Origin of the sequence: Galbitalea sp. SE-J8, from assembly GCF_030345695.1 — a bacterium.
In the GTDB taxonomy this organism is placed as follows: domain Bacteria; phylum Actinomycetota; class Actinomycetes; order Actinomycetales; family Microbacteriaceae; genus JAUASV01.
In genome coordinates, this window is the sequence record NZ_JAUASV010000025.1 from 1 (window position 1) to 21,686 (window position 21,686).

General features: G+C 74.1%; 20 protein-coding genes. 8 read left to right on the plus strand and 12 right to left on the minus strand.

Annotated features, from left to right (window positions below):
• Together QT381_RS13740 and QT381_RS13745 are read left to right on the plus strand one after the other, a co-directional pair.
• Positions 1-532: DUF8185 domain-containing protein (locus QT381_RS13740; RefSeq protein ID WP_289249607.1), on the plus strand; the 532-nt coding region annotated here is incomplete at its 5' end.
• Positions 529-1,482 (plus strand): nucleoside hydrolase, encoded by a 954-nt coding sequence (locus tag QT381_RS13745; RefSeq protein WP_289249608.1) that lies wholly within the window; start codon positions 529-531, stop codon positions 1,480-1,482. The genes QT381_RS13740 and QT381_RS13745, both read left to right, overlap by 4 nt.
• A gap of 63 nt (positions 1,483-1,545) precedes the next feature.
• Here the strand turns inward: QT381_RS13745 and QT381_RS13750 are convergent, their stop codons facing one another.
• The 11 genes from QT381_RS13750 to pepN all read right to left on the minus strand — a co-directional run bounded on the left by QT381_RS13750 (position 1,546) and on the right by pepN (position 14,175).
• Positions 1,546-2,508: a DUF2510 domain-containing protein gene (locus QT381_RS13750; RefSeq protein WP_289249609.1), complete on the minus strand. Its 963-nt coding sequence runs from the start codon at positions 2,506-2,508 to the stop codon at positions 1,546-1,548.
• A gap of 119 nt (positions 2,509-2,627) precedes the next feature.
• On the minus strand, positions 2,628-4,268 hold the full coding sequence (locus tag QT381_RS13755) for an FAD-binding dehydrogenase (RefSeq protein WP_289249610.1): 1,641 nt from the start codon (positions 4,266-4,268) through the stop codon (positions 2,628-2,630).
• Between the two features lie 580 nt (positions 4,269-4,848).
• Entirely contained in the window at positions 4,849-5,829 is a 981-nt protein-coding gene (locus QT381_RS13760) for an asparaginase (RefSeq protein ID WP_289249611.1), read from the minus strand.
• Positions 5,826-6,221, minus strand: coding sequence for a globin (locus tag QT381_RS13765; protein WP_289249643.1), 396 nt, complete (start codon positions 6,219-6,221; stop codon positions 5,826-5,828). Before QT381_RS13765 ends, QT381_RS13760 begins: the two co-directional genes overlap by 4 nt.
• 38 nt (positions 6,222-6,259) lie before the next feature.
• Positions 6,260-7,267 carry a mechanosensitive ion channel family protein gene (locus QT381_RS13770; protein ID WP_353889784.1) on the minus strand — a complete coding sequence of 336 codons (1,008 nt, stop codon included), beginning with the start codon at positions 7,265-7,267 and terminating at the stop codon, positions 6,260-6,262.
• Positions 7,268-7,308: 41 nt separating this feature from the next.
• A complete protein-coding gene (locus QT381_RS13775) occupies positions 7,309-7,941 on the minus strand; it encodes a response regulator (protein WP_289249613.1) in 633 nt (210 codons plus the stop codon).
• Positions 7,938-9,134: a sensor histidine kinase gene (locus tag QT381_RS13780; protein WP_289249614.1), complete on the minus strand. Its 1,197-nt coding sequence runs from the start codon at positions 9,132-9,134 to the stop codon at positions 7,938-7,940. Before QT381_RS13780 ends, QT381_RS13775 begins: the two co-directional genes overlap by 4 nt.
• Before the next feature lie 133 nt (positions 9,135-9,267).
• Entirely contained in the window at positions 9,268-9,798 is a 531-nt protein-coding gene (locus QT381_RS13785; RefSeq protein WP_289249615.1) for a hypothetical protein, read from the minus strand.
• 101 nt (positions 9,799-9,899) lie between these two features.
• Entirely contained in the window at positions 9,900-10,727 is an 828-nt protein-coding gene (locus tag QT381_RS13790; protein ID WP_289249616.1) for a DUF2705 family protein, read from the minus strand.
• Entirely contained in the window at positions 10,724-11,635 is a 912-nt protein-coding gene (locus QT381_RS13795) for an ABC transporter ATP-binding protein (RefSeq protein ID WP_289249617.1), read from the minus strand. The genes QT381_RS13790 and QT381_RS13795 overlap by 4 nt, the downstream gene beginning before the upstream one ends.
• Entirely contained in the window at positions 11,632-14,175 is a 2,544-nt protein-coding gene (pepN, locus tag QT381_RS13800; RefSeq protein ID WP_289249618.1) for an aminopeptidase N, read from the minus strand. The genes QT381_RS13795 and pepN overlap by 4 nt, the downstream gene beginning before the upstream one ends.
• Before the next feature lie 121 nt (positions 14,176-14,296).
• On the opposite strand from pepN, the gene QT381_RS13805 reads away from it, so the two are divergent.
• The 4 genes from QT381_RS13805 to QT381_RS13820 are packed head-to-tail and all read left to right on the plus strand — an operon-like array spanning position 14,297 to position 18,009.
• Entirely contained in the window at positions 14,297-14,782 is a 486-nt protein-coding gene (locus QT381_RS13805; protein WP_289249619.1) for a ribose-5-phosphate isomerase, read from the plus strand.
• Positions 14,783-14,786: 4 nt separating this feature from the next.
• The gene (locus tag QT381_RS13810) at positions 14,787-15,767 is read left to right on the plus strand and encodes an Fpg/Nei family DNA glycosylase (RefSeq protein ID WP_289249620.1); all 981 of its coding nucleotides are present in this window, start codon (positions 14,787-14,789) and stop codon (positions 15,765-15,767) included.
• Positions 15,764-16,573: an FMN-binding negative transcriptional regulator gene (locus QT381_RS13815; protein WP_353889785.1), complete on the plus strand. Its 810-nt coding sequence runs from the start codon at positions 15,764-15,766 to the stop codon at positions 16,571-16,573. The genes QT381_RS13810 and QT381_RS13815 overlap by 4 nt, the downstream gene beginning before the upstream one ends.
• Entirely contained in the window at positions 16,570-18,009 is a 1,440-nt protein-coding gene (locus tag QT381_RS13820; RefSeq protein WP_289249621.1) for an amidohydrolase, read from the plus strand. Before QT381_RS13815 ends, QT381_RS13820 begins: the two co-directional genes overlap by 4 nt.
• 721 nt (positions 18,010-18,730) lie before the next feature.
• Here QT381_RS13820 and QT381_RS13825 read toward each other — a convergent pair.
• Positions 18,731-19,216, minus strand: a complete 486-nt coding sequence (locus tag QT381_RS13825) for a Dps family protein (protein WP_289249622.1) — start codon at positions 19,214-19,216, stop codon at positions 18,731-18,733.
• Positions 19,217-19,416: 200 nt separating this feature from the next.
• Between QT381_RS13825 and QT381_RS13830 the strand changes: the two genes are divergently transcribed.
• Entirely contained in the window at positions 19,417-20,970 is a 1,554-nt protein-coding gene (locus tag QT381_RS13830) for a sensor histidine kinase (RefSeq protein WP_289249623.1), read from the plus strand.
• Between the two features lie 9 nt (positions 20,971-20,979).
• Entirely contained in the window at positions 20,980-21,657 is a 678-nt protein-coding gene (locus QT381_RS13835; RefSeq protein ID WP_289249624.1) for a response regulator transcription factor, read from the plus strand.
• Positions 21,658-21,686 lie beyond the last annotated feature (29 nt).

Consider the following 21,686-nt stretch of genomic DNA (forward strand, 5'->3'; position numbering starts at 1 on the left):
GGGCGGCGCTGGCGGTGGCGCGGATGGCGCGGGCGGCCCGGGCGGCGGCGCGGGCGGCGCGGGCGGCCCGGACGGTGCGGGCGGCGGCGCGGATGGCGCGGGCGGCCCGGACGGTGCGTCCTCGACGACGGATGCCGCATCGCCCGTCGCATTCGGCCTGCCCGCGGCGGTCAACACCGTCACCTGGGCGGCGATCTCGCCCCCGCGCGGCGGGTGGACGCCGGTCGGATCGCTCGAGCCGGGCGTGCTCGACCGGGTCGCCCGTGGCGGCATCGAGCAGATCGCGGCGGCGGTACCGGATGCCGTGGGCGGCGCGCTCGTGCACCGCGCCCGCGCCGAGGTGTGGGGCCGTCCGCTGCGCGAGCTGGAGAGCGTGCCCGCGGGCGCCGCGTTCGCGGCGCGCGCGCTCGGGTTCGTGCACGACGGCGACACCGAGGCGGTCCCGGTCTACGAGACCGGCACCTGGACGCGGCTGTCGTCCCCGCGCGGGCACGTGCTGGTCAAGCGCCGGTCCTGGTCGATGTCGCGATGACCGCGACGTCGCCCGGCGAGCCGGCCGCGCGCATCCCGCTCGTCATCGACACCGACACGGCTGCGGACGACTGCTTCGCGCTGCTCGTCGGGTTGATCGACCCGCGCGCGGACCTGCGGGCGGTGACGATCGTCGCGGGCAACGTCGGCTTCGACCAGCAGGTGCACAACGCGCTGCTCACGATGCAGCTCGCGGGCCGCCGATCGCCCGTGTTCACGGGCGCGAGACGACCGCTCGAGCGGGACTGGGTCGACGCCGTCGACGTGCACGGCGACGGCGTCGGCGGGCTGCGGCTCGCGGGGCCCGCCGAACCGGACGGGGACGACGCGGTCGGGGAACTCATCCGTCTCTCCCGGGAGCACGACGGCGAGCTCGTGGTCGTCGCGATCGGCCCGCTCACGAACCTCGCGCTCGCGGTGCGACGGGATCCGGAGTTCGCGCACCGGGTGCGCCGACTCCTGGTGATGGGCGGGAGCGTCAACGCGCGCGGGAACATCACGCCCGCCGCCGAGTACAACGTCTACGTCGACCCGGAGGCGGCCGACACCGTGGTGCGTGCGGGGTTCCCGGATGTCGTGATCGTCAGCTGGGATCCGCTGACCCTGCGCGACGCGGTCTTCGACGCGGCGCGGATCGAGCGGATCGCCGAGCTCGACACCGAACTCGCCCGCTTCTTCGTGCGGGCGAACGCGGCGACGTTCGCGTTCGACGCGGCCGCGGGTCTCGGCGGCTCGACCCATCCCGACTCGCTGACCGCCGCCCTCGCTCTCGACCCGTCGCTCGCGCTCGAGACGCGACGCTACCGACTGGACGTCGAGACCGCCGGCGAGCTCACCCGCGGCGCGACGGTGTTCGACTGGCGCGCGGACGATCCGAACGTCACGGTCGTCGAGCGCGCGGACGGCGAGCGCTTCTACGCCCACCTGCGCGGACTGCTCGCGTCGCGCTGACCGGCTCGGTTCGTGGGCGTCCGGTCGAGGTGGCCGGGTTCGTGGGCGTTCGGTTGAGGCGGCTCAGCGCGTCGGCATCCGGCTGACGAACGCGACGACGACCGCGACCGCCCACACGCTCGACACGATGACCGAGACGAGCGCCACCCCGACGTAGGTCAGCAGCGGGCCGATTCCGCCGCGGCCGAGCCGGCGGCGCACCACGACCGTGCGGCCGATCACGTAGACGAGCACGCCGAGGAACGCGAACGCCCACGGGAACGGGTTCACCACGCCGCGGGCCGCGAGGCGCCTCGCGTCCACGGCCGCGAGCACGACGGCGCCGGCGTAAGCGATCAGCCCGAGGGCGACGATCGCCCAGTAGGCGGCGGGCAGCAGCGCCGCGACGGGCGGCGCGACGTACCGGTAGGCGGGGGCCAGCAGGTCGGCGGCGTAGGCGACCGGGTCCCAGAACAGGAACGGCACGACGGGCACCAGGTGCAGCAGCACGGCGAGCCAGATCGGCCAGCCGTCGACGCCCGGCGCGGCGGGGGCGCCGGGCGCGGATGCCGCAGCGGACGGGTGCCCACCCGGCGCGGCGGCCCGGTAGTGCGCCGCGCTCGGGTAGTGGGCCGCGCCCGGGTAGTGGTTCGGCGACCCGTACGGCGTGGCCCCGTACGGGGTGGCGTCGTGGGGTGCGGCTCCGTACGGGGTGGGGTCAGGCGGTGCGGGCGGCGCGGGGGTGTGCGCCCCGGGCGTGTGCGGCGCGGGCGCTGCCCCGACGGGTGCGGGCGAGGGCGACGCGGCCTGCGCTCCCTGTGGGGCGGGCGCGTGTGGGGCGGGCTCGTGCGGCCCAGTCCCGTGCGGCCCGGGCGCGTGTGGGGCGGGCGCGTGTGGCGCGGGCTCGTGCGGCGCGGGCTCGACGTCCGGCGTCGGGTCGAGCGGGAGCACGTCGTCGGTCCACGCGGTGCCGTTCCACCAGCGCTGCTGCGGTGTGCCGCTCGGGTCGTGGTACCAGCCGGCGGCGGGGGTCGGTGCGTCAGACATCCGTGCTCCTCGGGTTCCCTCGGAGCCTACCCAGCCCGGGTCCGAGAACTCCGCGAGCGAGCCGACCGCGGTGCCGCGAGCCGACCCGGCGCCCGCGGCCCGGGTCGGCACCGCACCGCTCAGGGGTGCGCGGCGGCGCGTCCGGCCACGCGGCCGCTGAACAGGCAGCCGCCGAGGAACGTCCCCTCGAGCGACCGGTACCCGTGCATGCCGCCGCCGCCGAAACCGGCCGCTTCACCGGCGGCGTAGAGGCCCGCGATCGGACGTCCCGCGCCGTCGAGCACGCGCGCGTCGAGATCGGTCTGGATGCCGCCGAGGCTCTTTCGCGTGAGCACGTGCAACCGGACGGCGATGAGCGGGCCCGCCGCGGCATCCGTCAGCCGGTGCGGCTTGGCGACCCGGATGAGGCGGTCGCCGAGGTAGTGGCGCGCCTGCCGGACGGCGGTGAGCTGCGCATCCTTCGTGAACGCGTTGTCGAGCTCGCGGTCGCGCGCGGCGACCTCGGCCCGCACCCGGACCGGATCGAGCACGCCGTCCGCGATCTGGGCGAGGAGCTCGTCGAGCGTGGCGGCGACGTGGAAGTCCGCGCCCTCGCGCTTGAAGGCCTCGACCGGTTCCGTCGCGCCCCGGCCGAGGCGCTGGCGCAGCAGCTCGCGCACGCTGCGGCCGGTCAGGTCGGGGTTCTGCTCGCTGCCGGAGAGGGCGAACTCCTTCTCGACGATCGCCTGGGTGGTGATGAACCAGGAGTGGTCATGGCCCGTCGTGCGCAGGTGCTCGAGCGTGCCGAGCGTGTCGAAGCCGGGGAACAGCGGCGCGGGCAGGCGGCGGCCGGTCGCGTCGAGCCAGAGGCTCGAGGGACCGGGGAGGATGCGGATGCCGTGCCGCGCCCACACGGGCGCGAAGTTCTCGATGCCCTCGACGTAGTGCCACATCCGGTCGCCGTTCACGAGCCGGGCGCCGGCCGCGGCGGCGATGCCGAGCATCCGGCCGTCGACGTGCGCGGGCACGCCGGACAGCATCCGCTCGGGCGGTGTGCCGAGCCGCGCCGGCCAGGCCGCGCGCACCAGGTCGTGATTGCCCCCGATGCCGCCCGAGGCCACGACGACCGCCGGGGCGCGCAACTCGAACTCGCCGATCTCGTCGCGTCCGCTCGCCTCGCCGCGCGGGACGTCATCCGGGGCGAGCACGCGCCCGCGCACGCCGACGACGCGGCCGTTGTCGACGACGAGCTCGTCCACCCGGTGCCGGAACTGCAGGCTCACGAGGCCGCGCGCGACGCCGTCGCGCACGGCGCGCTCGAACGGCTCGACGATGCCGGGACCGGTGCCCCAGGTGATGTGGAACCGCGGCACGGAGTTGCCGTGGCCGGTCGCCGTGTACCCGCCGCGCTCGGCCCAGCCGACCACGGGGAAGAAGCTCACACCGCGCTCGCGCAGCCAGGCGCGCTTCTCGCCCGCGGCGAAGTCGAGGTACGCCTCCGCCCAGCGGCGGCCCCAGTCGTCCTCGGGCCGGTCGAAGCCCGCGGAGCCGAACCAGTCCTGCCGGGCAAGCTCGAGCGAGTCGTGCACACCGAAGCGGCGCTGCTCGGGCGAGTCGACGAGGAACAGCCCGCCGAACGACCACCACGCCTGTCCGCCGAGGCTCTGCTCGGGTTCCTGGTCGAGCAGGGCGACCGACCGCCCGGCGGCGACGAGCTCGGCGGTCGCCACGAGGCCCGCGAGCCCCGCGCCGATGACGATCGCGTCGGGAGAGTTCGCCATGTCGAGAGCTCCTTCGTTCGTCGCGACGATACCCGCATCAGTTTCGTTGTCTGCCTTCTCGGCGGAACGTGGCGCCGGGTCGGATCGGGCGCCGCCGTTCGGAACTCCGGAGAAATCGTTGGTGCGTTTTGACGCGGTCCCGGAATGGCGGGGCGGACGACCGGTCGCACCCTCGTGGGTCCGGAGTTGTGAACGCGCTGACGCGGACCCGTCGCCGTGCGGTGGCCACGAGGCCGGTCAGGGACCCGGTCAGGGGTGTGTGGACGTGGCGCCGGTTCGGATCGGGCGCCGCCGTTCGGAACTCCGGAGAAATCGTTGGTGCGTTCTGACGCGGTCCCGGAGTGGCGGGGCGGACGACCGGTCGCACGCTCGTGGGTCCGGAGTTGTGAACGCGCTGACGCGGACCCGTCGCCGTGCGGTGGCCACGAGGCCGGTCAGGGACCCGGTCAGGGACCCGGTCGGGGAACCGGTCAGGAGGCCCCGTCAGGAAGCCCCGTCGGTCAGGGCCCTGGGTCAGGGACCTGGTCAGGAACCCGGTCAGGAGGCTCGGTCACGAAGCTCCGTCGGGCAGGAGGCCCGGTCAGTAGGTGTGGAAGATGCGCTGCACCTCGGCCGGGTCGCGCGTCACGGTGAGGGCGAGTGCGCCGAGCAGGCGGGCTCGCTGCGGGTTCTGATCGTCCGCCGCGACCCAGCGGTTGGCGGCATCCGCGCTCGCGCCGACGACGGTGAGCGTGCCGCTGCCGACTCGGGACGCCCGCACCACGAGCGCCCCCCGCGCCCGTGCGGCGTCGAGGGCGTCGACGAGCCGGGCCGAGACCGTGCCGTTGCCGAAGCCCGCGTGCACGATGACGTCCACGCCATCGAGCGCCTCGACGGATGCCGCGTCCAGCCCGGTGTGCGCGAACAGCACCGCGGAGCGCGGCAGCGCCTCGGGGATGCCGAACTCCGTGCGCGCGGTGTGCGGGCGGTCGACGGAGCGGTAGAACGCGACCCGGCCGTCGGTGACGACGCCGAGCGGGCCGTAGGGCGACGCGAACGCGTGCACGCCGAGGCTCGTCGTCTTGGTCACGTCGCGGGCGGTGTGCACCTCGTCGTCGAGCACGACGAGCACGCCGCGGCCGAGGGTCGCGGGGGAGACGGCGACCGTGACGGCCGCGAACAGGTTGCGCGGTCCGTCCGCGGAGAGCGCGGTCGCCGGTCGCATCGCGCCGACGAGCACGACGGGCTTCTCGGTCGACAGCACGAGGTGCAGCAGGTAGGCGGTCTCCTCGAGCGTGTCGGTGCCGTGCGTCACCACGACGCCGTCGACCCACGGGTCGTCCACGAGCTGCTGCACGCGCCGCGCGAGGTCGAGCAGCAGCGCGTCGGTCAGGTCGCTCGAGTCGAGCTGACCGAACTGCTCGCCCGAGAGGTCGGCGAGCTCGCGCAGCGCCGGAACGGAGGCGATGAGCTCGTCGACGGATGCGGTGCCCGCGCGGTAGCCGGTGGCATCCGTCGCGCTCGACGCCGATCCCGCGATCGTGCCCCCGGTCGCCAGGATGCGGATGCGGGGCAGCGTCACGGGGTGTTCACCATCGCGATCGCGGCGCGCTCGAGGTAGCCCCAGAGCATCGCCTCGTCCGCGGGCGCGAGGTGCAGGTCGTCGACCGCGACGCGCATGTGCGCGAGCCAGCGGTCGCGCGCGTCGGCGTCGACCCGGAACGGCAGGTGGCGCATCCGCAGTCGCGGGTGGCCGCGCTCCTCGCTGTACGTGGTCGGGCCGCCCCAGTACTGCTCGAGGAAGCCGGTGAGCCGCTGGATCGCGCCCTCGAGGTCGTGCTCCGGGTACATCGGCCGCAGCACCTCGTCGGTCGCGACGCCCTCGTAGAACCGGCGCACGAGCCGCTCGAACGTGGGGCGTCCGCCGACCTGCTGCCAGAAGTTGCCGCCGACGGCCTCGCCGCCCGCGCCCATGCGCAGCCGCACGGGGTCGCCTCCGCCGGTGGGGATGCTCATTCGCTCGCCTTCCTGCTGCGCCCGCGGGCCGCGGGAGCGGCATCCGTCTCCGACCGGGCCTGGGTCGGGATCGGCTTGGTGCGCGGCGGACGGGCGCCCTTCACGCTCGCGGCGCCCTCGAAGCCGGAGAGCACGACCGTGTTGAGGCTCGGCAGGCGCACCTCCATGTCGTCGAGCAGGCGCTTGAGGCGGGCGCGCAGCTCGCGCGCGACGTCGTCCTTCGCGCTCGCCGTGGTCTTGATCACGAGACGGATGACGACCGCCTCCGACGAGATCGACTCGATGCCCCAGATCTGCGGCTTCTCGACGATGCGGCTGACCCACTTCGGGTCGCTCGCGAGCGCGGTGGCGGTCGCGAGCATCCGCTTCTGCACGAGGTCGACGTCGGAGTCGTAGGGCACGGCGAGGTCGAGGATGACGCGGCTCCAGCCCTGCGAGAGGTTGCCGACGCGCACCATCTCGCCGTTGCGCACGTACCAGAGGGTGCCGTTGACGTCGCGCACCTGCGTGACGCGGATGCCGACCGCCTCGACGACGCCCGTCGCGAAGCCGGTGTCGACGACATCGCCGACGCCGATCTGGTCCTCGATGACGAGGAAGAGGCCGTTGAGCACGTCCTTGATGATGTTCTGCGCGCCGAAGCCGAGGCCGGCGCCGAGCGCCGCCGTGATGAGCGAGAACGCGCCGGTCGCCCCGGGCGCGAGCGTGTTGACCACGAGGATGAGCGCGACGATGACGATCACGACCGTGACCACGCTGCTCAGCAGCGAGCCGATCGTGCGGGTGCGCTGCACGACGCGCACGGCGACGAGCGGGGACGCGGTGAGAGCGGCGGTGTCCTCGACGTTCTGCCGCGACTTCACTCCGGTCACGATGCGGCTGACCGTGACGCGGATGACGAGCTGGAGCACCAGGCGCAGCACGATCGAGATGACGACGATCGCGACGACGCCGATCAGGGTGCCCCACGACTGCCAGAACTCGCTGTCGTAGAAACCCTTCACGGCACCCATCGTAGGAGCGTCGGGGCGGGCGGCCGCGCCGATCAGCCGTCGGTGCCGAGGGCGATCGCGATCGCGTGGGCGCGGTCGCGCGCCCCGAGCTTCGCGAACACGGCGTTGATGTGGCTCTTCACCGTCGACACCCCCAGGTAGAGGGTCGCGGCGATCTCGGCGTTCGTGCGTCCCGCGACGACGAGGTCGAGCACCTCCCGTTCGCGCGGCGTCAGGCTCGGCAGCGCCGGTCGCGGGGGAGCGGCGAGGCCCGCGCCGAGCAGCCGCGCGCCGACCGCGGGAGCGAGCGTCATCTGCCCGGTCGCCGCCGAGCGCACCGCCGCCTCGAGCTCGGCGCGCCCGGCGTCCTTCGTGAGGTACCCGATCGCGCCCGCGCGCAGCGCCCGCGCGATCGACTCGTCGTCGTCGTAGGTCGTGAGCACGACGACGCGCGCCGCGGGCACGTCGGCACGGATGCGGGCGGTCGCGTCCGCGCCGTCGAGCCGCGGCATCCGCAGGTCCATGAGCACGACGTCGGGTTGCAGCTCACGCGCCGCGTCGATCGCCTCGACCCCGTCGGACGCCTGGCCGACCACCTCGATGCCGGGCAGCAGCGCGAGCACGGTCACGAGGCCGTCGCGCACGATCGCCTGGTCATCGACGACGAGCACGCGGATGCCGCTCACCGCGCCACCCGCACCGTCACGACGAACGGGTCCCTGTCGTCGATGCGCACCGTGCCGTCGAGCCCGGCGACGCGCTCGCGCACGCCGCGCAGGCCGAACCCGCCGCCCTCGGACCCGCCGCCCTCGGACGCGCCCGCAGGGTGCGTGGCGGCCGGGTGCGTGCCGGTGGGGTGCGTGCCGGTGGGGTGCGGGTCGGCGGGGTGCGTGCCGGTGGGGTGCGGGTCGGCGCGGTTCGACACGCGCAGCACGACGTCCGCGCCGTCCGTGCGCAGCTCGACGTCGACCGCCGCGCCCGGGGCGTGCCGCCGCGCGTTGACGAGCAGCTCGCGGGCGACGAGCGCGAGCTCGGCCGCCGAGCGCGGGGGCAGCTCGATCCCGGGAGAGATGGCGAGCGCGGCCGAACCGCCGTGGGCGCGGTGCTCCTCGACGAGCCGCCGCAGCGCCGCGGGCAGGTCGACCGGCGCGTGCTCGGGCTCGCGCAGGGCGCGCACCGCGGCGCGGGCCTCGGTCAGGCCGTCCGCGGCGAGCGAGCGCGCGGCGCGCACGCGCGCGTGGGCGGCATCCGTCGCTCCCGCGTCGAGCTCGGCGTCCACGGCGTCGAGCTGCAGCACGAGCCCGCCGAGGCTGTGCGCGAGCACGTCGTGGATGTCCCGCGCGATGCGGGCGCGCTCGTCGCTCGCGGCCGACCGGGCGCGCTCCTCGAGCAGCGCGCGGCTCTGCGCGTCGGCGGTGCGGAACTGGCGGCGGCTGATGGCCGAGAGGGTCGCGATGGCGATCGCGCCGAACGAGCCGAGGATCGCGAGCGGATCGGTCGGCACGATGAGGGCGCCCGCGCCGATCCCGATCACGGCGGAGCCGAGCACCGCGACGCCGTCGCGCACCGGCCGGTCGCTGCGCGCGATGACCCGCAGCACGACGGCGATCGCGGCCACGATCCCGAGCACCTGGGTCGGCACCGAGCTCAGCCCGCTGAGCGCCGCCGCGACCGCCGCGGTCACGACCACGACGGTGTCGGGCACGCGGCGGACGATCGTGAGGGCGACCCACAGCGCCACCGGCACGAGCGCGACCACCGACCACGGGTCCGCGTGCAGCACGATGTTGCGCACCAGCGAGACCGTGACGGCGAGCACGCCGAGCGCCGAGAGCCCGACGCGGAGCGGGCTGCGCACCTCCAGTGCTGCGAGACTCATGGCACCATCCTCGCGCCGCACGGGATGCGGGGCACGCGCCCGGCGCGGATCGGGCCGGGCACGCGCCCCGTCCGCATCCCGCGACGAGAGCCGTATCCCGCGACGAGGGCCGAGTGACGCGACGAGGGCCGCGTCACGCGACGAGGGCCGAGTGACGCTCCAGGCGCAGCAGCATGACCGCCAGCCGGCTGCCGCGGTTGACCGCGATCGCGAGCAGGATGACGCCCGTGGATGCCGCGAGCGCGGCGCCGGCGACGTGCGCGTAGACGTCGAGCCCGACGCGCACGGCGATGAGCACGATCCACAGCGCGATGCCGAGCCAGCCCGTGCGGCTCTCGACCGTGGGCAGAACATCGGGTGCGCGACGGCTCGCCATCACGCGGGCGAGCGCCGCGTCGCCGATCGGGCGGAACCGCGCGATCGCGCCCATGAGCGCTCCGGTCGCGATGGCCGCGACGGCGCTCGCGAGCAGGATGACGACATCCATCCGGGTCACGGTCGTGACGTGGCTCTGGGCGACCGTCACGACGCCGATGATCGCGAGGATGACCGGCATCCGCCAGGCGTTGCCGGGCACGACGGGCGCCCAGCGCAGCTGCCTCGCGCTGATCCACACGATGACGGCGAGGGCGGCGAGGGCTTCGAGGAGGGAGGTGATGTCCATGCCTCGAGACTCCCGTGCCCGCCGACCGTCGAGCACCACCGCGGGATGGAGCCCGGGTGGAGACCGGGTGGAGATCGGCCGCGCCGCGGGCCGCCCGTGGCTCAGACGTCGCGGCGTTTGACGAGCGCGATCCCGATGACCCAGACGAGAGCGACCCAGCCGAGGAGCACGAGCCCGCCCTGCCACCAGGTGAGCGCGAAGACCGACTCGCCGACCTGCGCCCCGTCGTCGTGTTCGTAGCCGTACAGCTCCGAACCGGCGTTCGACGGCAGGAACAGCGCGGCGTTCCCGAGCCACTCGCTCCGCGTCAGGCTCGCGAAGAGGTTCGCCACGATCGGGAGCACGAGCAGGATGCCGAGCACGGTCGCGATCGCCCCCGCCGAGACGCGGATGATGAGCCCGACACCCGTCGCGAACGCCGCGACCAGCGCGAGGTAGACCGCGTCGCCGGCGAGCCCCCGCCAGAGCTGCGCGTCGTCGAGCACGATGTCGAAGCCGCGCGCGCTCGTGAGGCTCACGACGGCGAGCGCCGACAGGCTCACGGCGATCACGGCGAGCACGAGCGTGACGAGCGTGAACAGCACGCCCTTGGCGAGCACCGCGCCGGTGCGGCGGGGCGCGGCGAGCATGGTCGTGCGGATCATCCCCGTGCCGTACTCGCCGGTGATGACGAGGCAGCCGAGCACGCCGAGCACGAGCTGCGCGAAACTCGTGCCGAGCGTGGAGTAGCCGAGCAGCACGTCGGCCGAGACCGGGCGCACGGCGCCGGTCTCGTCGGTTCCGGGAGAGCTCGCGCCGCCGATGAGCAGCCCCAGGCCGGCCATGATCGCGAGCGTGATGATGAGGCACCACCACGTGGAGCGCACGCTCCACAGCTTGATCCACTCGGAGCGCAGCAGGTGGTCGAACGTCAGGCGCGGCGCGGTCATGCCGCACCGCCCGAGGCGTATTCGACGTCGTCCCGCGTGAGTTCGAGGTAGGCCTGCTCGAGCGATGCGGACTGCGGCGTGAGCTCGTGCAGCACGACGCCCGCCGCGTGGGCCAGCTCGCCGATGCGCTCCGCGGGCAGGCCCGTCGCGTCGATGCGGTCGACGCCCGTGACGGATGCCGCGCCCCCGGCCGCGAGGATCGCCTGCGCGAGGCGGGACGCATCCGGTGTCCGCACGAGCACCGCCCGGCCCGTGGCCCCCGCGAGGATCTCGGCGACGGGGGCATCCGCGATCACCCGGCCCCGGCCGAGCACGACGATGTGGTCGGCGGTCTGGGCCATCTCGCTCATCAGGTGCGAGGAGAGGAACACCGTGCGCCCCTGGCGCGCGAGCTGCTTCGCGAGGGTGCGCACCCAGATCACGCCCTCCGGGTCGAGCCCGTTCACCGGCTCGTCGAGGATGAGCGTCGCCGGGTCGCCGAGCAGTGCCGCGGCGATGCCGAGCCGCTGGCCCATGCCGAGCGAGAAGCCGCCCACCCGTCGGTCCGCGACGGAGCCGATGCCGGCGAGCGCGATGACCTCGTCGACCCGGTGGCGGCCGATGCCGTGGGTCGCGGCGACCGCGCGCAGGTGCGATCGGGCGGTGCGCCCTGGGTGCACGGCCTTCGCGTCGAGCAGGGCGCCGACCTCGGTGAGCGGGGCGGCGTGCTCCGCGTAGCGCCGGCCGCCCACGGTCGTCGTGCCGGACGTGGGCCGGTCGAGCCCGACGATGGTGCGCATCGTCGTCGACTTGCCGGCACCGTTCGGGCCGAGGAAGCCGGTCACGAGCCCGGGCCGGGCGACGAACGACACGTCATCGACCGCGACCTTCGCGCCGTAGCGCTTGGTCAGGTGCGTGACCTCGATCACGTGCGATCCCGCTCCTGCACCATGAGCGCGCGTTCGACGGAGGCGAGGGGCTCGATCACGAGGCGGCGCAGCGCGGGGATGTCGGGCGACGCCTCGAGCCACGCGCGCGTGCGCGTGACAAGAGCCTCGGACGCGAGATCGACCGGGAACAGGCCCGCGATCACGTACTCGGCGATCTTGTACGACCGCGAGTTCCAGACGTCCGCGATCGCGTCGAAGTAGGGCTCGACGAGCGGCTCGAGCGCGGCCGTGTCGTTGTTGTGCTGGAAGCCGACGGTCGTCGCGCGGACCACGACGTTCGGGAGCGTGTCGCTCAGCACGAGCGAGTCGAACGCCGCCTTCTTGCCCTCGGCCGTCGGGATGGTGGCGCGGGCGCGGGCGGCGGCCTGCTGGCCGTTCGAGGTGTTGTCCCGCTCCAGCTGGGCGGCGATCTCCGGCTCGCCCGCGACGCCCGCGAGCACGGCGCCCTCGAGCAGCTCCCAGGTCAGGTCCGCGTCGATCTCGAGACCGTCGAGCGCGACCGACCCGTCGATCAGGCCGAGGAGCGTCGCGCCGTGCTCGGGCGTCGAGGCGAGCTGCGCGAAGAACTTCACGAACTGGAACTGCGCGTCGGATGCCGGCTCCGCGACCCGGGCGAGCGCCCAGAGCTGGGTGCCGACCAGCTCGATCGTCTCGGCACGGATGGCCGGGTCGACGTACAGCCGGGCGGTGGTCGCGAGCTGGGTGAGCGACAGACGGATCGTGGTCGACTCGGTCTCGGCGGCGATGTTGTTCAGCACGAGCTGCACGTAGTCGCGCGCGCGGGTCTCGCCGTCGCGCGTCGCGTCCCACGCGGCGCCCCACACGACGGCGCGCGCGAGCGGACCCTCGAAGTCCTTGAGGTGCTCGATCGCGACGGCGAGGGACGCGTCGTCGAGACGGATCTTCGCGTAGGCGAGGTCGTCGTCGTTGAGCAGCACGAGGTCGGGCTTCGTCACGCCGACGAGCTCGGCGATCTCGGTGCGCTCGCCGTCGATGTCCACCTCGACCTGCCGCGTGCGGCGCACGACGCCCTCCGGGTCCAGGTCGTACAGGCCGATGGTGAGGCGGTGTGGGCGGATCGTGGGGTGGTCGGCGATCGCCGACTGCAGCACCTGGAACGACGAGAAGGTGCCGTCATCCGCCACCTCGAACGCGGGGCGCAGCGTGTTCACGCCCGCCGTCTCGAGCCACTGCTTCGACCACTCCGACAGGTCACGGCCGCTCGTGACCTCGAGCTCGGCGAGCAGGTCGGCGAGCTCGGTGTTGTCGTGGTGGTGCTTGGCGAAGTAGGCCGCGACACCGCCGAAGAACGCGTCGATGCCGACCCAGGCGGCGAGCTGCTTGAGCACGCTGCCGCCCTTCGCGTAGGTGATGCCGTCGAAGTTGACCTGCACGTCCTCGAGGTCGCGGATGTCGGCGACGATCGGGTGCGTCGACGGCAGCTGGTCCTGGCGGTACGCCCAGCTCTTCTCCATCGCCTGGAACGTCGTCCAGGCCTCGACCCACTCGGTGGCCTCGGCGGTCGCCATCGTGGACGCCCACTCGGCGAACGACTCGTTGAGCCAGAGGTCGTTCCACCACTTCATGGTCACGAGGTCGCCGAACCACATGTGGGCGAGCTCGTGCAGGATCGTGACGACGCGGCGCTCCCTGATGGCATCCGTCACCTTCGAGCGGAACACGTAGGTCTCGGTGAACGTGACCGCGCCCGCGTTCTCCATGGCGCCCGCGTTGAACTCGGGCACGAACAGCTGGTCGTACTTGTCGAACGGGTACGGGTAGGCGAACTTCTCCTCGTAGTAGGCGAAGCCCTTCTTCGTGATGTCGAACACGTAGTCGGCGTCCATGTAGGGCGTGAGCGACCTGCGCGTGAACACCCCGAGCGGGACCGTGCGGCCGTCGGAGCTCGTGAGCTCGTCGCGCACGACGTCGTAGGGGCCGGCGACGAGCGCGGTGATGTAGCTCGAGATGCGCGGCGTCGCGCCGAACGACCACGTCGCCGTGCCGTCGCCGACCGGCGCCGGCTCGGGCGTCGGCTGGTTGCTGACCACCTGCCAGTGCGCGGGCGCGGTGACCGTGAAGGCGAACTCCGCCTTGAGGTCGGGCTGCTCGAACACCGCGAACACGCGGCGGCTGTCGGGCACCTCGAACTGCGAGTACAGGTAGACCTCGCCGTCGACCGGGTCGACGAACCGGTGCAGGCCCTCGCCGGTGTTCGTGTAGGCGAAGTCCGCGTCGACGACGAGCTCGTGGGCGCCCGCCGTGAGGTCGAGGGCGATGCGGATGCCGTCGGCGGCCCCGGTGTCGACGCTCGCCCCGTCGAGGGTGATCGCGTGCACGGCGCTCGTGATGGCGTCGATGAACGTCGAGGCGGCGGCGTTCGCCGTGAAGCGCACCGTCGTCGTGGAACGGAACACCTCCGGCCCGGTCGTCAGGTCGAGGACGATCTGATAGCTCTCGACCTCGAGGAGCGCCTTGCGTTCGGCGGCCTCGACGCGGGTGATGTTGTCGGACGGCATCTCGTGCTCCCTGTCGTTCGTCTGGGACGGGCGGATCGCGCCGCAAGCGACTCTACCGGCGTGCGCACCCCCGTTCGCGGGGAGCCGGAGCGCCCGCGCGGGCGCTCCTAGGATGAGAGCCATGCGCATCCACATCGCGACGGACCACGCCGGACTCGAGCTCAGCGAGGAACTGCAGCGGCACCTGCGCGAGGCCGGTCACGAGGTCATCGACCACGGGCCGACGAGCTTCGACCCCGAGGACGACTACCCGTCGTTCTGCATCAACGCGGCCTCGGCCGTGGTGCGCGACCAGGCCGCGGGCGTCGAGACGCTCGGCGTCGTGTTCGGCGGCTCGGGCAACGGCGAGCAGATCGCCGCGAACAAGGTGGACGGCATCCGCGCCGCCCTGGTCTGGAACCAGAGCACCGCCGAGCTCGCGCGCGAGCACAACGACGCGAACGTCATCTCGATCGGCGCCCGCCAGCACACCGTCGACGAGGCGAAGGGCTTCATCGACACGTTCATCGCGACCCCGTTCTCGGGCGTCGAGCGGCACGCGCGACGGATCGCGCAGCTCGCCGAGTACGAGAGCACCGGCCTCATCGCCGGACGCCAGATCGACTGAGGCCATGCCCGAGGGACACAGCGTCCACCGCATCGCGCGCCAGTTCGCGCTGCACTTCGTCGGCCATCCGGTCGCGGTCTCGTCGCCCCAGGGCCGGTTCGCGGGCGGCGCCGAGCGCATCGACGGCCGCGAGATGATCGTGTCGCGGGCGGTCGGCAAGCAGCTGTTCCTGGAGTTCGACAACGAGCTCTGGCTGCGCGTGCACCTCGGCATGTACGGCGCGTGGGACTTCGCGGGCGCGGTGGAGCTGGGGGCGGCGCGAAGCGAGCCCGGGTTCGCGACCGCCGACGGTCCCCGCCGGTATCTCGACCAGACGGCGGCCGAGGACTCGAACTGGTCGATCGGCGCACCGCGCCGCACGAGGCTCCGCATGGCGGAGAGCGAGAAGGAGCTCGATGCCGACTTCGGCGCGTTCCCGCCCGAGCCGGTGGGTGCGGTGCGCGTGCGGCTGCTGACGGATGCCACGGTCGCCGACCTGCGCGGGCCGACCGCGTGCGAGGTGCTCACCCCCGAGGAGGTGCGCGCGCAGCTCGCGAGGCTCGGCCCCGACCCGCTCGTCGACGATCCGGCCGAGGGCGAGGAGCGGTTCGTCGCCGCCGTGCGGAAGACGGCCACGCCGATCGGCCTGCTGCTCATGGACCAGTCCGTGATCAGCGGCATCGGCAACGTGTACCGCGCCGAGCTGCTGTTCCGCGCGCGGCTCGACCCGCACACGCCCGGCAGGAGCGTGCCCGAGGAGGTCGTGCGCGGCCTCTGGCGCGACTGGACGCACCTGCTCACGGTCGGCGTCGAGCTCGGCGTCATGCTCACGATGGATGACGTCACGCCCGAGCAGCAGGCGGCCGCGATCGCACACCGCGACGACCGGCACTGGGTGTACCACCGTGCCGGGCTCCCGTGCCGCGTGTGCGGCAGCCCGGTCGTGATGGAGCCGGCCGCCGGTCGCAAGCTCTACTGGTGCCCGACCGATCAGGTGCGGCCGTGAGACACACCCCGCACTTCCTGCTCACCGACGCGGACGAGGTCAAGCGCCTCATCCGGGAGAACCCGTGGGCGACGATCGTGTCCCACGCGGCGTCCGGCCTGGTCGCGAGCCACTACCCGTTCCTGCTCGAGGAGAGCGCCCGGCCCGGGGAGGGTGCCCTGCTCGGGGAGGGCGCCCCGCTCGGGGAGGGTGCCGGCGGCATCACCCTGGTCAGCCACGTCGGCCGGCCCGACGAGCAGCTGCACGAGCTCGGCCAGCACGAGGTGCTCGTCATCGTGCAGGGCGCGCACGGCTACGTGTCGCCGTCGGCCTACGACTCGGGCGACTTCATCCCGACCTGGAACCACGTCACCGCGCACCTCTACGGGGTGCCCGAGATCCTCTCGGACGAGGAGAACTTCCGGGTGCTCGGCGACCTCGTCGACCGCTTCGAGGAGCGGATGCCGCACCCCGTGGGTCTGGACGTGGACGAGGCGACGGCGCGCCGCATCGCGAAGGGCACCGTCGGCATCCGGCTGCGGGTCACCCGGTTCGACGCCCGTGCGAAGCTCAGCCAGAACAAGCCCGCGCACGTGCGGGAGCGCATCATCGCGGCGCTCGAGGGCGACGGACCGTACGCGCAGCCCTGGCTCGCAGCCGAGATGCGCCGGCTGGAGGGCGACGGGGCGGCGCATCCGTGGGCCCGGCCGTCGCCGGCGGGCGGAGTGCGCGGGTCGGAGGGCGACGGGGCGGCGCATCCGGGGGCCCGGCCGTCGCCGGCGGGCGGAGTGCGCGGGCTCGACGACGGGAACGAGGAGCAGCGATGACCGAGACCCTGCTGACGTCGGCGCGCGTCGGCGACCGCCTCGTCGACCTGCGGGTCGTCGACGGCGTGATCCGCGGCATCGCGGCGTCGATCGCCGCGCCCGACGCCCAGGTCATCGACCTCGACGGCCGCTGGGTCGTGCCCGGGCTCTGGGACGAGCACGTGCACTTCGGCCAGTGGGCGCTCTACGCGAGCCGCCTCGACCTGTCCGGTGCGACGAGCGCCGCGGGGGCCGCCGCGCTCGTGCGCGCGAGGCTCGCGCGCGGCGACGCGCCGCATCCGCTGGTCGGAGTCGGCTTCCGCGACGGGCTGTGGGCCGACGAGCCGACCCGGCAGCTGCTCGACGCGGTCACCGGAGCGCACCCGGTGGTGCTGCTCTCGGGCGACCTGCACTGCGTGTGGCTCAACTCGGCGGCGCTCGAGATGCACGGCCGGGGCGAGCACCCCACCGGACTGCTGCGCGAGGACGACGCGTTCGCGATCGAGCAGGCCGTCGACGCGCTCGAGCCGGCGGAGCTCGACCGGCTCGTCGGCGACGCGGCCCGCGTCGCCGCCTCTCGCGGCGTCGTCGGCATCGTCGACCTGGAGATGACGTGGGCGCTCGACACCTGGCGCCGCCGCGTCGCGGCCGGATTCGACGCGCTGCGCGTCGAGTTCGGCGTGTACCGGGGGAACCTCGACCGGGCGATCGAGCTCGGCCTGCGCACGGGCGAGCCGCTCGACGCGCTGCTCACGGTGGGGCGGTTCAAGATCCTCATCGACGGCTCCCTCAACACCCGCACCGCGTACTGCGACGACGCGTTCCCGGGCGGCGGGCACGGCATGCTCGTCGTGCCGCCCGAGGAGCTCGTGCCGCTGCTGCACCAGGCGACGGATGCGGGCATCGAGGCGAGCGTGCACGCGATCGGCGACCACGCGGTCGCCCTCGCGCTCGACGCCTTCGCCGCGGTCGGCACCGCCCGGGCCGGCCTCGGCGGGCGCATCGAGCACGCGCAGCTCGTGCGCACGGCCGACCTGCCGCGCTTCGCGGAGCTCGGCGTTGCGGCATCCGTTCAGCCGGAGCACGCGATGGACGATCGGGATGTCGCCGACCGGTACTGGGCGGGACGCGGCTCGCGCGTCATCCCGGTGCGCTCCCTGCTCGACGCCGGGGCGCGCGTGCTGTTCGGCTCCGATGCGCCGGTCGCGCCGCTCGATCCGTGGGTGACGATGGCCGCCGCCGTGACGCGGGCGCGCGACGGGCGCGCGCCGTGGCATCCGGAGCAGACGGTGACACCCGACGAGGCGCTCGCGGCGTCCGCCCGCACGTCGATCGCGGTCGGCCGGCCCGCGGACCTCGTCGCGGTCGATGCCGACCCGCGCGACGGCTCGGCGCTGCGCACGATGCCCGTCGCGGCGACCTGGCTCGCGGGACGCCCGACCTTCAGCGCCCTGTGAGCCCCGGCCGCGTCGTCGTCTCATCCGTGTGAGGACGATCTGCGCGTGTGAGGTCGACGCAAACCGTCCTCACACGCGCGATTCGTCCTCACACGGAACGGATCGGGCGCGGGCCGGGGCCGGGGCGCGGCCGGGCGGGGCGCGACGGGGCGGGGCCGGGCGGGGCGGGGCGGGGCGCGGCCGGGCGGGTGCCCGCCACCAGCGCCGATCCCGGCACGAGCACAAGGATGAGCCTGCCGTCACCCGAGCCTCAGCCCGGCCTCGCCCGAGCCCCAATCCCGGACCGAGTCGTTCACCCGAGCCTCAATCCCGGACGGAGTCGCTCACCCGAGCCCTGGTCCCAGGCGGAACCGCTCACCCGAGCCTCAATCTCGGACGGAGTCGCTCACCCGAGCCCCAATCTCGGACGGAGTCACTCACCCGAGCCCTAATCCCGGACGGAGTCGCTCACCCGAGCGTGTTACTCGAGACGCCGCGGAATTCCGCATGATCTCGGGTACCACGCTCGGGTGAGCGGCGCGAGCGGGGTGCGGCGCGAGCCGGGCACGAAGGAGGACAGTCAGGCGCGCGGCCCGCCCCGCCCCGCCGTGCCCCGCCCCGCCCCGGCCCGGTCCGCCCGGCCCGGCCCGCCGAGCCCCGGCCCGCCGAGCCCGGCCCGACCCGGCCCGCCGACCCCCGGCCCGCCCCGCCGAGCCCCGCCCCGCCGAGGCCCGGCCCGGCGCTACTTCGAGAGGTGCGCGAACAGGAACCAGCGGTCCTTCTCGAGGCCGCGGGCGATCTCGATCGCGACGTCCTGGCTCGCGGCGTCGAGCTCGGCGAGCTCGTCGATCGCCGTGCGCACGGTGACGAGGGTCGCGTCGATCTCGGCGATGATCTCGGCGATCACCGCATCCGACTGCTGGAACCCGGCGGTCAGGGCCGGGGTCGTCGTCTTCTCGCCGACGGTCTTGATGCGCACGTCGAGCGGGAGACCGAGGGCGACGACGCGCTCGGCGGCCGTGTCCGCGTACTCGCGGGCGTGCTCCACGACCTCGTCGAGGAGCAGGTGGATGGCCTGGAAGTTCGCGCCGCGCACGTGCCAGTGCGCCTGCTTGCCGTCGACGTAGAGCGCGGTGAGGTCGGTGACGACCGGCGCGAGGAACTGGGCGACCGCGGTCACCGCGTCGGCATCGATGGAGGTCTGGGGAACGGTCGTGGTGTCAGTCATCGTGGGCTCCTTCGTGGGGTGACGACGACAACGATCCCGGCCGCGCGGGCATTCCGCAAGCAAGCCGAGGCAAGCCTCACGAAGGGTGACCTCACCCGGCGGCCCGCCCGCCGGGGCCGGACGGGACGGGGGTTATCCCCCCGCGAGAACGGATGCCGGCCGCATTCCGCGCGTCCGCCGGCCCCGGTTGCATGGTTGCCATGACGACCACGATCCCGGCACCATCGACCGAACCCATGACCGCGTACTCCGCTCCCGCTCCCGCTCCCGCCCCCGCCGCCGCGACGCCCTGGCGTCGCTACCTCGGCCTGTGGCGCCGGTTCCCGCGCGACGCCGGCTACCTGGCGTTGACCGCGCTGCTGCTCTGGACCGCGTACGCGGTGCTCACCGCATCCGTCTGGGGCGGGATCTGGAGCGTCTTCGTCGCGTTCGGCGTCGCCCTCGTCGTCGCCGCGCTGTGGGCGGCGCGCGGTCTCGGCTGGATCGAGCTGGTGCGGATGCGGTGGGCGCGGATGCCGGACGTGCGGCCCGTCGACTGGGCGCCGCGCTGGCCGCACAACGCGTTCACCCGGCTCGTGTCGCCCATCGCGAGCGGTCACTACTGGCTGTACCTCGCGCACGCGATCGTCGTGTTCCCGATCGTCGCGACCATCACGACGACGCTGTTCGTCGGGACGCTGAGCGCAGCGGTGTCGACCCTGGTGCTCGTGCCGATCCTCGCCGCGATCATCTCGGCGCCGGGCCAGACCGCCATCGACGCGTTCGGCCGCACCGAGATCCTCGCGAGCGAGAACGGGCTTCCGATCCTCGTTCGCATCGCCGTGTCGCTCCTGCTCGGCGTGGTGCTCGTCGCCGTGCTCCCGTTCATCACGCGCGGCGCCGTGCTGCTCCACCACGCGATCGACCGCTTGCTGCTCGGCGGATTCCGCAGCTCCGAGCTCACGCGTCGCGTCGCGGGCCTGACCGCGTCCCGGGACGCTGCGGTGTCGGCCGAGGGCAGCGCGCTGCGCCGACTCGAGCGCGACATCCACGACGGACCGCAGCAGCGTCTCGTGCGCCTGCAGATGGACCTCGCCGCCGCCGACCGCGCGCTCGACGCCGACCCGGCGCGCGCTCGGCAGCTCCTCGACGAGGCGGCGCAGCAGGCGCGGGACGCGCTCGAGGAGCTGCGTGCGCTCAGCCGCGGCTTCGCCCCGCCGCTGCTGCTCGACCGCGGGCTGGTCGCGGCGATCGACGCCGCGGCGGCGCGCTCCGCCGTGCCCGTCACGCTCACGACCGAGCTGCTGCCGGATGCTGCGCTGCCCACGGAGCTCGAGCGCAACGCGTACTTCATCGTGAGCGAGCTCATCGCGAACGCCGTCAAGCACGCGGGCGCCTCGGCCGTCACGGTGCGCCTGCGCACGCGACGCATCCCCGGGGCGGACGAGTGGTGGCTCGACCTCGGCGTCGCCGACGACGGGCGCGGGGGAGCGGCATCCGTTCCCGGCCACGGGCTCGCGGGACTCGAGGAGCGCGTGCGCGCGTTCGGCGGCGTGCTCGAGATCTCGAGCCCCGCGGGCGGCCCGACCGAGGTGTGGGCGCACCTGCCGCTCACGGTCGCGGTCGGCACGGGTCCGGTCGGCACGGGTCCGGTCGGCACGGGTCCGGTCGGCACGGGTCCGGTCGGCACGGGTCCGGTCGGCACGGGTCCGGTCGGCACGGGTCCGGTCGGCACGGGTCCGGTCGGCACGGTCGCGGTCGGCCCGCGAGCCTAGGCTGGCGCCGTGACGGATGCGCCTGCCCCGCCGAGCGCCGCGGCCGCGCTGCGCGTCGCGATCGTCGACGACTCCGTGCTGCTGCGCGAGGGACTGGCGCGCGTGCTCACCGAGGCGGGCGCCGCGGTCGTGGCGCAGCACGGCGACGCCGAGGCGTTCCTCGCGGACCTGCCGCGGCATCCGGTCGACCTCGTCGTGATGGACGTGCGGATGCCGCCCACGTTCCGCGACGAGGGCGTGCGCGCGGCGATCGAGGCGCGCCGCATCGCCCCGGCGCTCGGCGTGCTGCTGCTGTCCCAGTACGTCGAGGTCGCCTACGCGCGGGAGCTGCTCGCCTCGGGCGGCGGCTCGGTCGGCTACCTGCTCAAGGACCGGGTCGCGTCGCTCGCGCAGCTGCAGGACGCCGTCGAGCGCATCGCCGCGGGCGGCACGGTGCTCGACCCCGAGGTCGTCGCCCAGCTCATCGGCCGCCGGCACGACCCGCTCGCGAGCCTCACCCCGCGGGAGCTCGACGTGCTCGCGCTCATGGCCGAGGGGCGCACGAACGCCGCGATCGCCGCAGCGCTCGTGGTGAGCGTCGGAGCGGTCGAGAAGCACGTGACGGCGATCTTCGGCAAGCTCGGCCTCGACGACTCGCGGGACGACCACCGCCGCGTGCTCGCCGTGCTCGCCTGGTTGCAGCGCTGACCCGGGGCGCGGCGCCGAGCGGCGCGCGC